Source organism: Formosa sp. Hel1_33_131, assembly GCF_001735745.1.
In the GTDB taxonomy this organism is placed as follows: domain Bacteria; phylum Bacteroidota; class Bacteroidia; order Flavobacteriales; family Flavobacteriaceae; genus Hel1-33-131.
In genome coordinates this window covers 530,390-548,771 of record NZ_CP017260.1, presented here as the reverse complement: position 1 = coordinate 548,771, position 18,382 = coordinate 530,390, and the positions used below count along the sequence as shown (strand labels likewise).

The following is an 18,382-nucleotide window of genomic DNA, read 5'->3' as shown; positions in this document are numbered from 1 at the left end:
TTATAAGGTATAAGCAGGGGTTAAAAAACCCATCCAATGGGCAGCATAAACGAATGCAAAAAACACACTCATATAGCCCGCTAAGGGCACGGATTCTGATTTAGATTTTTTTAGAACTAGATGTAAAAGCAACGAACCTACCAATCCAAACACAAAGACAATCATAAAAGTCAATTGGGCAAAACCAAATGCCAGCGCGACAAACAACAGTCCATCACCCAAACCAATTGTGTCCGATAATTTCATTTTTAGTTTATAGGTCGCATACAAAAAGATCACGCCCAACAACAGACCAATAAATACCAAATTGAGTAGGATGGCTTCCAAAAACAAGGCCGCTGAGGTTTCCTGAAAAAAGAGAATTCCGACGCAAATGCCAATGGCTGGAAACAAAAACCAATACACAGAGCGGTCCTTCAAATCCTGATAGGCGACGCTCGCAAAGGCACTCAATAAGATCAGTTTTAGGATCCCCATTTTAATCTTTTACGGTTTGTTTTGGTTTGCCATCTTCGTCAATTTCCCACACATTAAACACTCCATCGCCATCAAAATCAGTAATGGCAGTCGCACGGGCTTTGAATTGGTGGTTGGTGGCACTTATAATTTCATAGCGGTAATTGGAAGTCCCCTCTTCTTTTACGGTTTTTGGGGCTTCAAAATCAATGGTTTCTAAGTCCATTGAATATTTCGAATTCATATAACGGTAGGTGGTTTGTGAATTGAAGAGGTGACTTAATTGGAGTTGCGCTTCCACACTTTTGGCTTTGCTAATGAGGGGCATCAAGTTGGGCAATGCCAACAGCAGTAAAATCCCAATAATGACCAGCACAATGAGGATTTCTTGTAGATTATAAGCAGGCAGTTTTTTCATCTTTTTGGGGATTAATGAGAAACAATGGGATAAATATATATAAAATTTTAACACGAGTCGGAACTATGTCCGTTTTTTTATATCAGATAAGAATGAGTTAAAATGTTAGTTAAACGTTAAAAAACAAGACAACCATTTTTTTATTTAACAGTATTTTAATAGTTTTATGCTACCTAATAAATCTATTAAAAATTATGAATAAACTCGTCTTCCCTGTAGCCATTGCTGCACTTTTAATCAGCATTGGATCCTTTTTTTATTTACAATCGTCTTCCAACCAAGTGTAAGTGGATGTCAATAAATTATTGGATGGATACAAACGCACCAAAATAGTGCGTGCGCAATTTGAAGAAAAAGCCAAAACTCTCAATGCCAATGTGGACAGTCTGCTCGTGGACTGGCAAAATGAATTGAAAATCTACGAAAAAGAACGTTCCAAAATGAGTAAAAAAGAATTGGAACTCAAGCAGGAATTGTTGGGCAATAAACAACAACAGATCAATAACTACCAACAAGCCGTTCAAAAACAAATCCAGGAAGAAGACAAGAAAGCCACGCAAACCGTCATCAATGATATTAATGACTATGTGAAGGACTATGGTAAACAGCAAGGGCATCAAATTATTTTTGGAGCCAGCGGCAGTGGAAATATCATGTATGCCAACGAGGCCTCCGATTTAACCCAAACCGTTTTAGACGGTTTAAATGCGGAATTTGAGGGGCAATAAACTTAAATAAAACAGAACTAAAAACCATTTATTATGAAAAAAACAAATCTTACACTTCTTTTAATTTTTAATATTTCTTTACTATTTGCTCAATTAGACGACACATCCTCTACAAATAACGGCGCTATGATTTTTGGTGATGGTACTGGAACACTATATCAGTTTGCTGGTGATCAACGTGGTACAGATACTACAAACCAATCACAAGGAGGTTTTGGTATTCTTTCTGGTTCTCATCAAATATCTCCAATAGTTTGGATGTATGGAAATACAAACAGAAATGCTTTTCAAGTTAGGAAAAAGGGATATAATTCTACAGTCCAAAATGGATCAACTTTATTTCATGTAGGAGCAACCGGAAATGTCGGAATTGGAACAACAACTCCAAGCGAGAAACTCCACGTCAATGGAAATATATTGAGTAATAAATTAATGTTAAACGATCCTAACAGAACAATAGATTGGAATACAATATGGCAAAGTGGTTTTTATGAAAGTTATAATGCTACAAATGGTCCAGAATCAGGTGGATGGTTTTGGGGCTTAAACATGAACCACGTTTCAAATAGTTCTACGTATAAATATAATGGACAAATCGCAATTAAAAATTCAAGTTCATCTCCTACAATGTATTTTAGAAGTACCAATAGGCTTGGAGCTGGAACTTGGGCTAAAATCATTACCGATATAGGAAATAAAGTTATTATAACTGGCAATGTCGGAATTGGAACAACAAATCCACAATACAAGTTACATGTAAATAGCGGAGTACAGTTAAGAAAAACCTCTATTGGTGCAACGAGTGCTTCTTCTGAAAATAGTTGGATACGAGACGATTGGTTAACCGGTAGTTATGGGCCTCCAAAATGGAATCAAGCTACCGCAAAATGGGTACGCCCAGGAGGAACTTATAATGATATGGGAGGGGTGGTTTTTCAAGATGAGGGCACTTACTTTATTCGTGATAGTAGTGGTCCTCAGCTAGAATATACAAATAATGAGTTTTTAGAGAAAGCATATTTATTTGCTCATATTTCTACTGGCAATATTGGAATTGGCACTAACACCCCCGATTCTGGCTATAAATTAACCGTCAAGGGCAATATATCTACAAGAGAAGTGAGAGTCACTGCTACAGCAGGTGGTGCAGATTTTGTTTTTGAAGACACGTATAAGTTACCAACATTAAAAACAGTCGAGCAGTTTATTACAAAAAACAAACACCTTCCAGAAATAGCATCGGCTAAAGAAATGGAAGAAAACGGGATTCATCTTGCAGAAATGAACATCAAACTCCTCCAAAAAATTGAAGAACTCACGCTTTACACTATCCAGCAACAAAAAGAGTTAGAAGCCCAACACCAAAAAAACAAAAGCTTAGAAGCGCGATTGGAAGCTTTGGAAGTCCATCTAAAAAATTAAATAATTATGATAAAATCACTTTTTGTTTTAATGATTCTATGCCTCACAGTTCAGGGGCAGGCACAGGAAACCGATGCCTCTCAACTGGTGAAGCTCCTACATCAAACCGATATGGACTCTAGGTTGGAGTTCTTACAACAATTCCAATCCGTAGCGCCTTCTGAAAAAATGAAAGACAGCACCGCTTTAGCAAAGTCGCTTTACACAGGTATTGAAGCCGTCTATCAAAAACAATTCACCCCAAAGGAGTTGAAAGGCTTGTATGCTTTTTACAGCAGCCCACTGGGAACAAAACTCCTACAGAAACAAGCCCAACTCCATAGCGAGGTTTCAACCGTGGCTTATAAGTGGGAGATGGAACAACAAGGCATCACTATTGAAGACCTCGAAACACCAATTTTCAACGATAAAGAGGACGAACTCATGGAGCCGAATGCTGAGACCATTGCAGAAGAAGTCGCCCCAAAAGTGGAAAAAATTCCGCTGCCAAAAATCGCAACTTTAGACGATTTAAAATCCTTGTTGCGTAAAGATCCCTTTATCATCGCGGATCAGAACATATTACTGGCATTGTTCGGGAAAAAAGAACTGGACACTGTGTTTGAACAACTGATGGAAGAACAGGGAGCTGAGCTAATGGAAGAAGAGGAGATAGAACCAAAACAATAAGGAATCAAACGGATGGCTAAAAAACACCTCTTTCAAAAAATGCTTACCCTAAGTTTTTTAGGAGTGCTCCTCATCGGGTGTCAAGGTCATAAAACGTTTGAGAACGAAGACGATTTACTCATGTACATACAAGACGAACAAAACGGTTACACACACCACAAAACGATCAATGGCGTCGAATACACCCTCTTGTACCGTCCTACCGATTTGTTGGTCAAACAAGAATTAGGCGATGCGTCGGCAACAGAAACTCAAGTGCAAACATCCAGAGAAAAATACCATAAGTACCTCTATTTCAATTTAAGCATGAGCAAAAACAACCAGGAATTGTTGAGTGTTGCGCCCAAAAACCAAAATGAATTTGGAGCCATGGTCAACCAATTGGCGTTTGGAATGCAAGACAAGGTACACCTGTTTACAGCACAGAAAGACACCATTGAGCTGGCGGATTACATCTATCCACGGATGTATGGAATGAGCCGTGCCACCACCATGATGTTTGTCTATCCAAGAGAGGCCGACAAACTAAACCAGGACTACCTCAACTTCACCATTGAGGATTTGGGCTTATACACAGGCGAAGTGAAGTTTAAAATAGCGACTCAAACATTAAAAAATGAACCGACCTTAAAATTGTAAGGGCATTGCAAATGAATATAAAACCAAACATCCAAATCTTAAGAAGCCTCCTAATGGGAGTTGCACTGCTTATTTGCACTGCAACCCTGAATGCGCAACGCTCAGAAGCCATTTTAACCTTTAAGGATGGAACGGTTAAAAAAGGCTTTGGGAAATTGATTTCTCAGGACCGAGTGAAGTTTAGAAAAAACAAGAAATCCAAAGCTAAAAAGTACCCTTTTAAAACCCTAAAACATGTGAAAATTAAGGAATACGACGAATTTCATACCTATGCCTATATCCGCGTACAAAACAAAAAGAAACCACGTGTGTTGGAAGTTAAACTTACCGGGTATTTAAGTCTGTATGAATTGAGTAGAACCTATCATAGCCCTCACAATTTTGGAGGTGGCGCAGGCGGCTTTGGTGGCGGTGGGGCGTCTGTTGGTTTTACATTTGGGCACAGCTATAATATCAATAATTTTTACGTCCGTAAAGAAGGCCAAAAAGAAGCCACCCATTTGGGGTCAAACCAATTGTTTAGCAAAAACTTTAAAAAGGCGGCTTCTGCCTATTTTAAAGACTGCCCCAGTTTGGTAAAAAAAATACAATCCCGAACCTTTAAAAAAAGGGACCTCGAAAAAATAGTATCCTATTACAACAACAAATGCACCCAAAAAGAATAACGTTATGAAAATTCACCCTCAAATAAAAACCTTCAGCCTCCGTTTTGTTCTCCTTGTATTGACTATACAAATGAGCACTGCGCAAGGGCCCAATGCTCCTGAAGCCGCCAGTTTTGAACCCGTAGATGCCACGGATATGGTGAACTTAGCAACAGGCGATTTAAGTTATGTATTGCCCTTATTAAATGTGCCAGGTCCAGAAGTGGGCTATCCTTTATCATTGTCCTACCACGCAGGGATTGCCATGGATCAAGAAGCCTCTTGGGTGGGCTTGGGGTGGAGCTTGAACCCAGGAGCCATCAATAGAAGTGTGAATGGGTACCCTGATGACTGGAATAATAGAAAAAAAACAACAATTTTATATGATGCTGGTGGCACAGTCACTACACATGACATAAGTGCATCTATTGGTTGGAAAAACAGTAATTTTTCTGTTGGATTATTTGCTTCTTATAGAGTGAATAAAGCATTTGGAGGAGAAACTTCTTATGACACTAGTTACGGAGCTACTCTTTCAATTGGTCGACATAGCATAAGAGCCAATAATGAAGGCGGTATTGGATATACATATACGATTTATAAGAATACTTATGCGTCTATTAATTATGATAAAAGGAATGATTTTAGTTTTAAACTGGAAGTGGATGGTACGGGCATTACTCTAAACTCTAACGGAAATCATTATTTGAAAGTTGCTGGAGGGTCTTTACAGATATCTGGATCTGGGAGTCTTTCTCCCAATCTTCACACAAGAACCATTGGAACAGTAATTTACGTTGACGTTAATATTGAATTATTTAATTTCGGCTATTCTAGAAGAAAACAAAGATATTCGTGGTATGATAGAGCTAGTTATGATTGTCTAGGGATTTTGTATATAGGTCAAACAGATGAAATGATATTAAATTCTTTGAATCCGACGAATGCGTCAGTTGATGCTTATCAGTCCATTTATAAAACTGCGGATAATCAACAATTATTAGAGAATAATTTTACAGGACCTTCTTATGACAGCTACACTTTGAGTTCTCAGGGGCTTAGTGGCTCTATTACTCCGTACTTGTTTGAGCATGGGACTTTTAAAAATAGATATAATCGTGTAAGCTCTAGTGCTCATAATAATACTAGCTATGCTACTCAATCTACTTTTAGTTATTATGATAACAGTTTTTCTAAACAGGTTGATGATCCAAATAATGATATAAATTTTTATTTTGAAAACATAAATGCTTCATATATGAGCTTAAGTTCTGGCTCTTGGCCTACTTTTTCATCTGTAAATTTAATAACGGATATAGATGTCGACAATGAGCAGACTAATCATACTACCTCTATAAACGGTACCGCTCACAGTAATTATAATTCTGCAAACCAAAGAATTAATAATGGTCCTTTTATTGAAGTATTCACTAATGGTGAAATTATTAATAATCAAAATATAATTATAGAAGCTAATGAAGTGAATCGTTCTAATAAGCCTTTAGAAGGTATTGGAGCTTATAGGGTGACTAATAAAGATGGTCTTGTTTATCATTATTCTTTACCAGTATATCAAAAAGAAATGTTTTCTAGATCTACAGAACTTGAAGATAATATTGACAATAAGTTTTATGAAGAACAACAGTTTACTCCTTATGCGACCCACTGGCTACTCACTGCAATTACAGGTCCCGATTATATTAAAATGAGTAATGATAATATTTCCCCAAATCAAGGAGATTATGGGTATTGGGTTCGTTTTGACTATGGAAAATGGAGTGATGGATATGCATGGAGAACTCCAACTAAGGATTTAACTTATCACAAGAATGATCAATCAAAATCTTATGGATGGGGGGTGAAAGAGATTTATTATTTGGATATGATTAAAACTAGAACACATACCGCATTATTTGTAAAAGAAGATAGAAATGATAATTATGGAGTAGAAATTAACATTGGAGCGAGTTTAACTTCTCCACGAGTTTATAATTATGGAGACAAACAAGTATTAGGGCATAGTGGTTCAACATATTTTGTTAAAGGCATATATGATAATCATGCTATGAATATTTCTACTGGGGTCTATTTTTCTAATATTTGGCATAAAGAATATGTTAATATCAATAAACATAAATCATTGAGGCTAAAAGAAATTTTTGTTCTTAAAAATGAAGATGTACCTTCTAATATTAAAACCTATACATCAGAAAGTAACGGAAAAGAAATTGGTGAAATGTATTTTGAAGAAGAGATAAGAGTTTATGATACTGCTTATAGAGAAGTATATCATGCAAATTATCCGTTATTAAATAATGGAAGCTTAAAGGAGTGGAAAGGCGAGTTTTATAATAATGTATTAAACTCTAATGATATTGCTAATAATTTTTCCAATATAAATGATTTTAAAATTAATCACATTGAAATGCATTATGACGAAACCTATCCATCGATGCGAAATTCTCCAAATTCATTGTTAGCTCAAAAAGGGAAGCTTACTTTAAGTAATGTAAACTTTTTAGGAAGGGGACAAGAAAGTTTAATTCCACCTTATGAGTTCAGTTACTTAAATGATGTTTCAATATACAATAGTGATAATGAAGATTCTTGGGGGTTCACGGCTGATTACCCTGAAAGCTCAAGTTTAAAATATATTTCAACTCCATTAGGTTCAAAATTTGAAATTACATATGAGCCTGATGATTTTTATCAAGAAGCTGCAACGAATTTCAGAACATATAATGATGGAATTCAATTTAATTTTTATAATCATGAAGGGAAACTAAGATTTGATATAGAAAATAAAACGGATAGTAAAGATTTAAATTATTTCAACGATTATTTTCAAGTAGGTGCACCCGTTAAAGTTGATATATGGGCTGCGTTATTACATGAGTATCGTGACCCTTTTTGTGAAGATAGGTCTGGCAGTATAGATATACAGAATGAATTTGTTAATGTAGTCTATGTTTCGGATACTAAGGTGACTTTTGAAACTTCATTAAGCCATACTCATAATTATAATGATGGGCTAAACTGGTTATATAGTTCAGGGCCTATGGGGCTTGGTTTTTCCGATCATACAATGCAAAATTTATTAAGGGGTCAATTTCCAGATTTGCCAGATACTTGTAGGGATGATACAGCCGTAACATTTTTGTTTAAAATATTTGCTAAAGATTCTAAAAAAAACAGAAAAGGAGGTGGGCTTAGGGTGAAGGATATTGCTATTACAGATGGAACAATATCTTATAAAACTAATTATTACTATAATGATTTAAATTACAGTAGTGATCCAAATAGTTCTAGTTATAGATCTTCAGGAATAACATCTTATGCGCCTTCTAAATTTGATAAGGAGATTGAATATGTCACCGAAATGCCCCCTCCTGGTGTGACTTATGGGTATGTTACAACAGAAAAAATTGGATCAGACAATACAGTCAGCTCTAAAACGGTTTATAATTTTGAAACATTTAAACCTATAGTCAAAACGGATAATAGTTCATACTCTTTAGGTCTTTTATATATAAATAAAACTCCTACCGAAAGTTCTGGTACATATTCAGTTAATGGCAATAATGCTAAAATTTCTTCTACAAAATATGTCGTTAAGGATAATAAATCAGCCATCGGGAGATTATTAAGCGTGTCTAATTATAATACTTCTAACCAATTATTATCTAAGACAAATAATGTTTATAGAGATTTTAATGAAAACAATCAAGGAGTAATTCAGGAAACTTTTTATTCATATACTAAAAATAAAATACAAGGTAGTGTCGATCAATACCTGTTAAACTCGTCTTCAAAAATAATCAACCCAAATGCTTTATTATTTAGTAGAAAGACTAGTGGAGGCTATACTTTTACTGAAGTTTACGGTAAATATGATTTTAATACTGGCCAAGTCCTAGAAACCATCACAGACGACAGCAAAGGCAACCGCTTTAAAACAGAGTTGGTGCCTGCTTACGCCATCCCAGAATATGGTTCAGGTGATTACAGTATGGGAAGCAAAGTAGATAACCTTACCAATAAAAACATGCTAAGTCAACAAGCGATGAGCAAAACCTATATAGATATTGCGGGTGATTGGAAAGAAACGGGGGTAGGGATCACGACTTGGAATAATGATTGGTTCTATACGGACTATTCTGGAGGCGTTTCCTCTCCTCCTAATGATGGTATTGGAAGGAAATTTAAGATTTGGCGCAAGCACAAATCCTTTGTATGGGATGGGGGTTTAAACGATGATGGGACTTTGCAAGGATTTACAAATTCAACTCCAGAACACGATGATGAAAATTTCGTTTGGACGGTAGGCCCAGAGATCGCTCAAACCAATGCGGATTGGAAAAACATATCCACCACCACCCAGTACGATCATTATTCCATGCCCTTAGAAGTTAGAGATATCAATGGGAATTATGCGGCTACCAAAATGGGAGATGCGAACAGTAAAGTGTTTATGTCTGCAAATGCAAAATATGGAGAGTGTTTTTATACAGGAGCCGAAGATCCATTAGCTAGTAATTTTATAGGACAACAAATTAAGCTCGTCAATGGCGCTTCAAGAGTGAGTACCTATGCCCACACAGGAACCCAGTCCATACAAATAGCCCCTGGCAACAGCATCCATGTTGATTTCGTTTCTGGAAAACACAGATCCGGAACTTACAAAGTATCCATTTGGGTCAAAAAAGACAATGGAGTAGATGTGAGGGACAGAGCAGCAAATGTGAGGGTCGGATTTGGCAGTGCCCCCGTTCCTTTTAATGGCGAACAAATAACGGCAGGGGATTGGGTGCAATTAAATCATTATATGGATTTAAACGGATCCAGTGGATATATCAATATAACTTCAAATAATGGGAATATTTATGCAGATGATCTTAGAGTACACCCCATCGCTTCTTCCATGACCAGCTATGTTTACAACGAATGGGACGAACTCTGGTACATTATTGGAACCAATGGTTTGGCAAGCAAGTTTGAATACGATGCCGCTGGACGACTTATTAAAACCTACTCAGAAATAATTGATACGCCCTCTGTACCAGGAGGATTTAAAACAGTATCTAAAAACTACTACAATTATGGAAACTAAAACAAAAATTATTTTAATGTTATTAATCCTTTTGGGGATTCATAACACTGTTTTTGGACAAGACCTTGTTCAATGGGATTCTAATACGGCCCAGTTTTTAATAAACACTTCCGAAGAACAACTGTACAATGAGTCCATCATTACAGATCAAGAAGGAATTAATTTTAGTAATCAAGCTTCAAAATCAACTAAGATCCTTTCATTAAAAGTGATTCCTAAAGACAATGAGAGTTTTGAAATGAGTTTGGAGAACATCAGGTTTCTTCAGTCAGAAAATTTCAAACAATCGTCTGAAGAAATAAGTGGAATTCCAATTTTAAAAAAAAGATGGTATCCTCTTACAGGAGATAATGGCTATTTTTATTTTCCACCATCCTATCAAGTGGGTATTTTTTTGGTACACAAAGATCAATTATGTACGCTTCCTGATTCCGATACATTTCCTTTAAGTGGTGACAATTCATTAGCGATAAAAGACAGGTATAATTACCGTTTAAATTTTAATTTAGGAAGCCCTTATTCTAACTCTGACATACAACTCCCCTTAGGACTTGTCATTGACAAAAAAACGTGTATTGAGATTTCACCAACTACAACCCCTGATAACATCCCTATCAACGAAACGATTGACCTTATTGGTTTTAACAGACAAGCGGTTTCTTTTGCTTCCCAAGACATCTCATCCTCTTTTGACCCTAGTAAAAAAATAGCAATGAAACGTGACGGCAATACCATTGCATTTGTGTATGACGGCAACACCGTATTATCAACAACGCTAGGAAGTGAAATTGAAGATTACAGAGTTGTGGTTGCTATGAGTGAATACATCAAACTGAAAACAGGAAAAGAGGTATTTGGAAAAGATCCGTTTGTGACCTCTGCTTGTTTGACCTATGGAGATTTATTAAGCATAGAGGATTTTAGTGTGTTTCCAAAAAGCTTAGCTTGGTTGGCATTAGGCACTTTAAAAACCAATCCCTTTCAAGAAGATAACAACCATCTCTATTACAGCTATGATTATCACAGTTCCGATGATTTTTCCTACAAAGGAGCCTATTGTCCATGTGATGAAAAATTGGGAACCAAAACGTTTAATTACACGTCTAAATGTTCCTACGATGTATCGGGTCAATTGATAGGACAATCGCTTAATTATTTTAACCGATTGGGAAAGCCAACACAATCACAAGCGCTTAGTTTTAAAACCTATAAACTATGGCTCTCCGAAACAAAATATGACCCACAAGGAAGGCCGTCATTTAACACCTTTTCTGCACCAACCCAAGGGAATATTAAACAGCTGTATGAGAATTCATTTTCAAACATTAGTTCAACAAACATACAAGAAAACACAGTAGGTTGGTACTATAGCAATAATAACACAGACGAGCCTTACCAAGACATCACAGACCATCCCTTTTCAAGAGCTTTTTTCAGCGATCTGAATCCCGGCGCAGTCTTAAAAACCATAGGAGGGAACAAAGTAGATACAGACAATGATGGTGACATTGACGACAATGATGATTGGCTACAATCCTATACCTTTTCCATGCCTGCCAGTCAAGAATTGTCCCAAGCCAATGCTTTTAACAGTGCCTCATACGATTCGAATAACCGTAAAATCATGAAAACCGTTGTCAGAGATGTGCACGGCATAGAAAATGTGGTGTTTACAGACACCGACGGCAAAACACTTGCCGCCGCACGCTCTGGGGGTGGTACCTCTAGAGCTATGACCATCCCCATTGGGGCACAAGGCTTTGTGGACATCCATGTACCCTCTGGCACTACTGGATTTTCTATAAACGCTTCGGCAGTCACTATTTTTAATTTAATAACAGAAACCACAACAACAGCAGCTACCACCAGTCTTCCCAATGGCTTTTATAGAGTGGCCGTTACCAATCCCGACACCTACATTTCAGGAACAATTGCAGTAACCTACAAAGAAAACTACTACGACTACAGCCTAAACACCTATGACAATGTTGGGCATTTAATAAGTTCAAAACAACCCCTAAACCACTTAGAGTCCACTTACGAGTACAATGCACTTGGACAGTTGCTAAGCACCACAAGCCCCGACGAGGGCACCGCTAATTTTGTGTACCGTAGTGATGGGCAAATCCGCTTTTCGCAAAACAGCAAGCAAGCAATTGCCAATGAATACTCCTACACCAACTACGACTCTTTGGGCAGACCCATAGAAAGCGGGGTAGTCCAAGGCACTTTCAGCCTCAATTTGAATGGCGATATGGCGAATAATTTTTCAGGCAGTCGAAGCGAACAAAATTTCACAGAATACGATGCTCTTGCCTCCAATGAATTATCGGGGCTTTCAGGATTAAATGCCGCTTACCACCATCCCGGCTTTTTAGCTACAAATGTTGCCAAAACTCAGAACAACCAATCCACCACCTACTACAGCTATGATGTTTATGGACGGGTACAATGGATTGTGCAAAACATCCTAGGCTTGGGCATAAAAACCATCGATTATGTGTATGATGACATTACCAGCCAAGTGAATCAGGTAGTCTATCAAAAACACAGCACTACCGAAACCTTTATACACCGCTACAGCTATGATCCTATCGATTACAGTCTAACCAAGGTAGAAACATCTCAAGATGGGGCGAGTTATACAACACATGCCGCCTATAACTACTATGAAACAGGCGCTTTGCGCAATGTGCAATTGGCAGAAGGCATACAACAAATAGACTACGTCTATAATTTAGCAGGCCAACTCAAAGCCATCAACCACCCTAGCTTAGCCGCAGCAGACGACCCCGGCGGAAATGCCAACGACCTTTTTGGGATGAGTATCAACTATTACAAAGGCGATTACAAACGCTCCAATGCTTTTGACGTATCAGATTTTGGCACCAACCAATTCAATGGCAACATCAAAAGCATTGCTTGGAATACAGACTACACCCTGGGCAACACCCCCTTCCAATACCTCTATGAATACAACCGAAATAACTGGTTGACAGGCGCCACCTTTAATGCCAATGGCAACACACAACGTGTAGGAGATGATGAGGTTATCGATTTTACTGTAGATCCGAATGCCACTATACAAGCCACCAATTCCATCACCTTTTTGCCAAATGCAGAAATAGTAGCCAGCGGCAACTCTGTATTTACAGCCGAAATTGTACCCGCAAACAACTCAGACCCCTTTGGTTCCACAGACTACCAAGTCAGCAACATCACCTACGATGCCAATGGGAACATACAAACCCTGAACCGAAACAAAAACACAGAAAACGGTACAAACAGGATGGATGAGTTGACCTATGCCTACAAAACAGACAAACCCAACCAGCTCCAACGTGTGGATGATGCGGTGACGATAGCTACCAATGCCGAAGACATCAAAGACCAAACCACCGTAGAAAACTATATTTACAACACCATAGGGCAACTCATAGAAAACAAAGACGAACAGGTAAAATATGCCTACAACGCCAGTGGATTGGTCACAGAAGTACAAAAAAATGGAACGCCACGCGTCCGGTTCTATTATAACGACAGAGGCCATCGAATGAAAAAAGAAAGTATTCTCCCATCCGGAACCACCACCACCTACTATGTACGCGATGCTGCTGGCACTCCAATGGCTATTTATGAAAACAGCATACTCACAGAACACACCATCTATGGCAGCAGCCGTTTGGGTGTCCACTACCGCGAGACAGGAACAGATGCCTACCAACTCACCGACCATTTAGGAAATGTACGTGCGGTGATTATGAAAAATGGCGAAAATGCAGTATCTTTAACTGCGAAAACAGACTACTATCCTTTTGGGATGCCAATGCCTAACCGAAATATTGAGGGCAATTATAGGTACAAATTCCAAGGACAAGAAAAAGACGCTGAAACGGGAAAAGAGGCTTTTGAACTTAGATTGTGGGATAGCAGGATAGGACGGTGGTTGACGACGGATCCTTATGGGCAGTTTTCGAGTCCGTATGTTGGAATGGGTAACGACCCAATAAATGGTATTGACCCAGATGGTGGTTGGAAAACCAAATGGGGAAGATTTTGGGGATGGGTCGGAAATGGATTTAGGGGGGAGCGTTATACAAGTGATGTATCAACTGGAAAAAGGAAATATGGACTTGCTTTTGATGATGGTGGCGGTGATGGACCAGGAGAGTTAACAGGAACCTTTATGGCAGTAAGTGGAGCAGACCTCGATTCTTGGAATATGAACCAACAATGGGGTAACTGGAGATTTACAGAAAGTGGGCAAGGTTTTGATGTTCCTATGATGAGAGGTACACAGCATAATTTCTTTGGTAGAATGGAGAATAAACTTAATGCATCAGATTCGTATAGTTCAAAAATCGGAGGGGCAGTTTATAATACTCTTGATAATGTATATGTGTTTGGAACATCTTTTGATTTATTGAGTCCTAATAATCAACCACAACATTTAAATGGAAACGGTGTTGTGAGAGGAAGCACTGAAGGGATTGATGCAGGTATAAATGGAATGTTAACATTAGCCTCATTTGGTAGAATAAAAAAACCATCTCTTAATGCTGCTCAATTCAGTAGTAAATTTAAGGGCACTTTGTCTAAATTAGCACCTAAAATAAGAGGCTTTATTAATAGAAAAATGAATTGGGTACATAAAAACATTGGCACAAGTATGAAAGGAGATATGGGATACTATCAAATAGGTATTGGTGTTGTTGATGATTGGTTAAATGGAGATAAATAATGGATGTTATAGGTATTTTTATTGTACATTATATTTTTTCGTTTTTAGGAGCTAGTTTAAGATATGTAATAATAAATTCTAAAAACATTTTTCTTAAAAAAGAAAAGGTTGGATTTAAATATATCTGGGAAGGCAAAGGTGGAAAATACAATGGAATAGAAAGTGAAACAGTCAATACACTTATAGGGTTTGTTTTGTTTTTTGTATTAGCTACTTTAATAATAAAATATAATTGGTAAATAAATACTATATTGAATTGCACTGCACTGCAACCTCTACGACACTTTTACGCTAAGTTGTCCCTTATAAGGGAATGTGTTTGGAAGAATTGTGTTAAGAAGAAAGAGAAACAACAGAGTATTTGGTATCAAAGCTTATAGCTAAGGAGGTTTTTGTATAGGTTTGGTATCTATTAAGGGTTTAAAGAGAGAACTAAAGAGAGAAGGGGAGTTTTGAGGGAGAATGGTTTGTCATATAAAACTAGGACCCCTAACCTCTACGGCTCTTTTACCCGCCATCATCACCATCAAAGATGCCAACGGAACCATCTTAGGCACCGCGGCACATAACAGTCCCAACCCAACCGCCACTTCTAATGTAGGAAACACCCCTGCCTGTGCACCCTATCTGACAGCCCACAACAGTTTTGAATTCACGCCCACCACCTCCACCATTACTATTGAAGTCCAACGCGACTGCGTTGGTTTTGGACGCATCTCCATAGACAACATCAACCTGCAAGTCCCCACAGCCTCCAAACTCGCCTTTTTCTATGACGATCGGGGGCAGCGTGTACGTAAAGAAGTTTATAGTTCAGGGAATACCTATCTAACCTACTATGTACGGGATGCTTCTGGCAGTCCAATGGGCATTTATACTGGTGCCTTTGGACCCACAATACGCCAACCCACCGTGCTCAAAGAACAACCCATTTATGGCAGCAGCCGTTTGGGGGTCCACTACCGCCAAACCAACAGCGATGTCTATCAACTCACCGACCATTTAGGAAATGTACGTGCGGTGATTATGAAAAATGGCGGAAATGCTGTATCTTTAACTGCGAAAACAGACTACTATCCCTTTGGGATGCCAATGCCTAACCGCAATATAGAAGGCAATTATAGGTATAAATTCCAAGGACAAGAAAAAGACTCTGAAACGGGAAAAGAGGCGTTTGAGTTGAGACTTTGGGATGGTCGAATAGGACGGTGGTTGACGACGGATCCTGCGGGGCAATATGCGAGTCCATATTTAGGGATGGGGAATAATCCGATTAATGGAACGGATCCTGATGGGGCATTTTGGAAACCTATTGTTAATGCTGATGGTTCTGTTTCTTATGTTGCTGAAGAAAATGATACTGTTCAATCTTTTGTTGATCAATACGGAGTTACATATGATCAAGCAAAGGGTTTATTAAATGGGAATGAGAACAATATTCAAGCAGGAGTTACTACTGTATCTGGTCGAAACGTATATGATATGTTCGGGACTGATTTATTAAGATTACAATTAACTGGGGGGAGAGCTACGCAACAAAGAGTTATAGATCATTTTAACTTTGCTTTACAGCACAGTGCTTCGGATGGAGCTAATGCGTGGTTATCTTCTGATTATTTTGGGGGTATTAAATATCAACTTCAAACACCTATTGATTATAAGGGGTCAATTGAAATTAATGGAAAAAATGTCGATATTAGTCTTGCGGTTCAGTGGTATACTTCTGAAGGTTTTTTATTTAATGTGAAGTACCATCCTGCTGTTTTTGGAAATACTTTGAAACATCCAGATGACGATTATGGAACTATGTTTGGCTCAGATAAGAGAATAACGCATCACAATATTAGATTTGGATATTTGATGAATGGTAGGATTGTTTGGCAGCTAGCAGGTGCTGTTCAATTAACTGTTCATACTAAGAATAAAGATGCATTTCAACAGCAAATATTTACTAAAAAACCAAAATATAATTATATAGGGAGAAGCAATGGTTTCAAAGATTAAAAATATTATTTTTTTCATTTTAGGGGTAATGATATTTTCATGTAATGACAATAGTAAATCATTTATTGAATTTGAGAATTGTATTAATACTAAGATAACAAATAGAATAAACATAAAGAGTTCAATATATAATTCTATAAATTATAATAAAATCAGTTTATCTGACTCAATTAGTGTATTTGAAAACAAATTAATTGATGAAGGTATTCTTTTAGGAAAAAATCAGAATGATTACCATGAATTAATCAAAAAATTAACTCATAATAAAATTGAATTAATTAAAGAAATCACAATAAAAAACTCTGGTTTTCTTAATTACATATCCAATGATATTACTACTATGAATTTCATGTTTGATAATTGTCCTATCGAAGCTAAACTTTCAAGTAAAATAAGAAAAAAGTATTTTGAAATTTTTAAAAAAGGATACCCAACAAAAGAAATTTTATATGGGTTAATTGAAATGAACGAATTTCAAAATGAGGTATTTAGAAATTCTATTAATTATTTAATATTTATACATGTGAAATACGCCCCTGATGGTGCTAGTTTGCGCTCCCGCTAAGTTGTACTTAGTGGCGTCAAAGATTGGCGAGTTCAACTCACCGACCATTTAGGAAATGTACGAGCCGTGATTATGAAAAATGGCGAAAATGCTGTATCTTTAACTGCGAAAACAGACTACTATCCATTTGGGATGCCAATGCCTAACCGCAATATAGAAGGCAATTATAGGTACAAATTCCAAGGACAAGAAAAAGACGCTGAAACGGGAAAAGAGGCGTTTGAGTTGAGACTTTGGGATGGTAGGATTGGAAGATGGTTGACTGTGGATCCTGCTGGGCAGTATAGCTCTCCGTATTTAGGGATGGGTAATAATCCGATTAATGGAGTAGATCCTGATGGGGGGGAATGGTTTGATTGGGTAAGAGGTAAAGATGGTGATACATGGGTTTGGCGAGAAGATATAACTTCTAAAGGACAAGCAACTGCTGCTGGCTTACAATATGGAGGAGCAACCAAATCTGATGTAATAAAAAATTGGGGATTTAATACTACAGATGGATTTGAAGGTTTGTGGAATAGGAATTTAGGAGATGGACATGGTCAAAAATTCGATTGGAATAGTTATGTATCGGGAAGAATACCAGTAGCAATAGAACAAGGCCTACAAAGTCAAATTAACAAAAATCAAGAATTGAGAGATAATCCATATGGAGATATTAGTTTAGCTTTCTCTAAAATTGACTTAGGTATTGACCAACTCCCAAATTCCTTTGGAAATATAAGGTTTCAAAGTGGTTTTAATTTCAATGGCGAAAATGTTCTATTTAATGGAAAGTTGTCAACGTTATTAAGTAAAAATAATAGATTTTTTAACTTTATGAAATCTTATGAAATTTACAGTAGTAGTGGCGGAGATATATTTGAGAATGCAATATTCTTTGATAGAGGTCTTACTGACAGCGCAGGCAGAATCCCTACTCTAATAATTGAAGTTCATTCAGATAAGCATTTTAGTTCATTACATTCAATAATGAAATAAATCAT

At 37.4% G+C, this 18,382-nt stretch carries 13 protein-coding genes; 11 read left to right on the top strand and 2 right to left on the bottom strand.

The window, feature by feature from the left end; genetic code table 11:
* Together FORMB_RS02375 and FORMB_RS02370 are read right to left on the bottom strand one after the other, a co-directional pair.
* Complete coding sequence (locus FORMB_RS02375) at positions 1–477, bottom strand: hypothetical protein (protein WP_069675928.1); 477 nt, start codon at positions 475–477, stop codon at positions 1–3.
* A gap of 1 nt (position 478) precedes the next feature.
* Positions 479–874: a prepilin-type N-terminal cleavage/methylation domain-containing protein gene (locus tag FORMB_RS02370; RefSeq protein ID WP_069675927.1), complete on the bottom strand. Its 396-nt coding sequence runs from the start codon at positions 872–874 to the stop codon at positions 479–481.
* Positions 875–1,161: 287 nt separating this feature from the next.
* Here FORMB_RS02370 and FORMB_RS02365 point away from each other — a divergent pair, with 287 nt between their 5' ends.
* The 11 genes from FORMB_RS02365 to FORMB_RS02315 all read left to right on the top strand — a co-directional run bounded on the left by FORMB_RS02365 (position 1,162) and on the right by FORMB_RS02315 (position 18,377).
* On the top strand, positions 1,162–1,602 hold the full coding sequence (locus FORMB_RS02365) for an OmpH family outer membrane protein (RefSeq protein WP_231925562.1): 441 nt from the start codon (positions 1,162–1,164) through the stop codon (positions 1,600–1,602).
* 33 nt (positions 1,603–1,635) lie between these two features.
* On the top strand, positions 1,636–3,024 hold the full coding sequence (locus tag FORMB_RS02360) for a hypothetical protein (protein ID WP_069675926.1): 1,389 nt from the start codon (positions 1,636–1,638) through the stop codon (positions 3,022–3,024).
* 6 nt (positions 3,025–3,030) lie between these two features.
* Positions 3,031–3,693 carry a DUF2059 domain-containing protein gene (locus tag FORMB_RS02355; RefSeq protein WP_069675925.1) on the top strand — a complete coding sequence of 221 codons (663 nt, stop codon included), beginning with the start codon at positions 3,031–3,033 and terminating at the stop codon, positions 3,691–3,693.
* A gap of 12 nt (positions 3,694–3,705) precedes the next feature.
* A complete protein-coding gene (locus tag FORMB_RS02350; RefSeq protein ID WP_069675924.1) occupies positions 3,706–4,332 on the top strand; it encodes a hypothetical protein in 627 nt (208 codons plus the stop codon).
* Between the two features lie 11 nt (positions 4,333–4,343).
* Entirely contained in the window at positions 4,344–4,997 is a 654-nt protein-coding gene (locus FORMB_RS02345; protein ID WP_069675923.1) for a hypothetical protein, read from the top strand.
* A gap of 4 nt (positions 4,998–5,001) precedes the next feature.
* The gene (locus FORMB_RS02340) at positions 5,002–10,086 is read left to right on the top strand and encodes a hypothetical protein (RefSeq protein WP_157498066.1); all 5,085 of its coding nucleotides are present in this window, start codon (positions 5,002–5,004) and stop codon (positions 10,084–10,086) included.
* Entirely contained in the window at positions 10,076–14,827 is a 4,752-nt protein-coding gene (locus FORMB_RS02335) for an RHS repeat domain-containing protein (protein WP_069675921.1), read from the top strand. The genes FORMB_RS02340 and FORMB_RS02335 overlap by 11 nt, the downstream gene beginning before the upstream one ends.
* Complete coding sequence (locus tag FORMB_RS02330) at positions 14,827–15,066, top strand: hypothetical protein (protein WP_069675920.1); 240 nt, start codon at positions 14,827–14,829, stop codon at positions 15,064–15,066. The genes FORMB_RS02335 and FORMB_RS02330 overlap by 1 nt, the downstream gene beginning before the upstream one ends.
* A gap of 223 nt (positions 15,067–15,289) precedes the next feature.
* Positions 15,290–16,831 carry an RHS repeat domain-containing protein gene (locus tag FORMB_RS02325; protein ID WP_069675919.1) on the top strand — a complete coding sequence of 514 codons (1,542 nt, stop codon included), beginning with the start codon at positions 15,290–15,292 and terminating at the stop codon, positions 16,829–16,831.
* Entirely contained in the window at positions 16,815–17,396 is a 582-nt protein-coding gene (locus FORMB_RS02320; protein ID WP_069675918.1) for a hypothetical protein, read from the top strand. The genes FORMB_RS02325 and FORMB_RS02320 overlap by 17 nt, the downstream gene beginning before the upstream one ends.
* 72 nt (positions 17,397–17,468) lie before the next feature.
* The gene (locus tag FORMB_RS02315; protein ID WP_069675917.1) at positions 17,469–18,377 is read left to right on the top strand and encodes an RHS repeat domain-containing protein; all 909 of its coding nucleotides are present in this window, start codon (positions 17,469–17,471) and stop codon (positions 18,375–18,377) included.
* The last annotated feature ends 5 nt before the right edge of the window (positions 18,378–18,382 follow it).

Bases quoted from the DNA above. Each gene is read 5' to 3' on its own strand.
- FORMB_RS02375 (WP_069675928.1), bottom strand. From the start codon at position 477: ATGGGGATCCTAAAACTGATCTTATTGAGTGCCTTTGCGAGCGTCGCC.
- FORMB_RS02370 (WP_069675927.1), bottom strand. From the start codon at position 874: ATGAAAAAACTGCCTGCTTATAATCTACAAGAAATCCTCATTGTGCTG.
- FORMB_RS02360 (WP_069675926.1), top strand. From the start codon at position 1,636: ATGAAAAAAACAAATCTTACACTTCTTTTAATTTTTAATATTTCTTTA.
- FORMB_RS02355 (WP_069675925.1), top strand. From the start codon at position 3,031: ATGATAAAATCACTTTTTGTTTTAATGATTCTATGCCTCACAGTTCAG.
- FORMB_RS02350 (WP_069675924.1), top strand. From the start codon at position 3,706: ATGGCTAAAAAACACCTCTTTCAAAAAATGCTTACCCTAAGTTTTTTA.
- FORMB_RS02345 (WP_069675923.1), top strand. From the start codon at position 4,344: ATGAATATAAAACCAAACATCCAAATCTTAAGAAGCCTCCTAATGGGA.
- FORMB_RS02340 (WP_157498066.1), top strand. From the start codon at position 5,002: ATGAAAATTCACCCTCAAATAAAAACCTTCAGCCTCCGTTTTGTTCTC.
- FORMB_RS02335 (WP_069675921.1), top strand. From the start codon at position 10,076: ATGGAAACTAAAACAAAAATTATTTTAATGTTATTAATCCTTTTGGGG.
- FORMB_RS02330 (WP_069675920.1), top strand. From the start codon at position 14,827: ATGGATGTTATAGGTATTTTTATTGTACATTATATTTTTTCGTTTTTA.
- FORMB_RS02325 (WP_069675919.1), top strand. From the start codon at position 15,290: ATGGTTTGTCATATAAAACTAGGACCCCTAACCTCTACGGCTCTTTTA.
- FORMB_RS02320 (WP_069675918.1), top strand. From the start codon at position 16,815: ATGGTTTCAAAGATTAAAAATATTATTTTTTTCATTTTAGGGGTAATG.
- FORMB_RS02315 (WP_069675917.1), top strand. From the start codon at position 17,469: ATGAAAAATGGCGAAAATGCTGTATCTTTAACTGCGAAAACAGACTAC.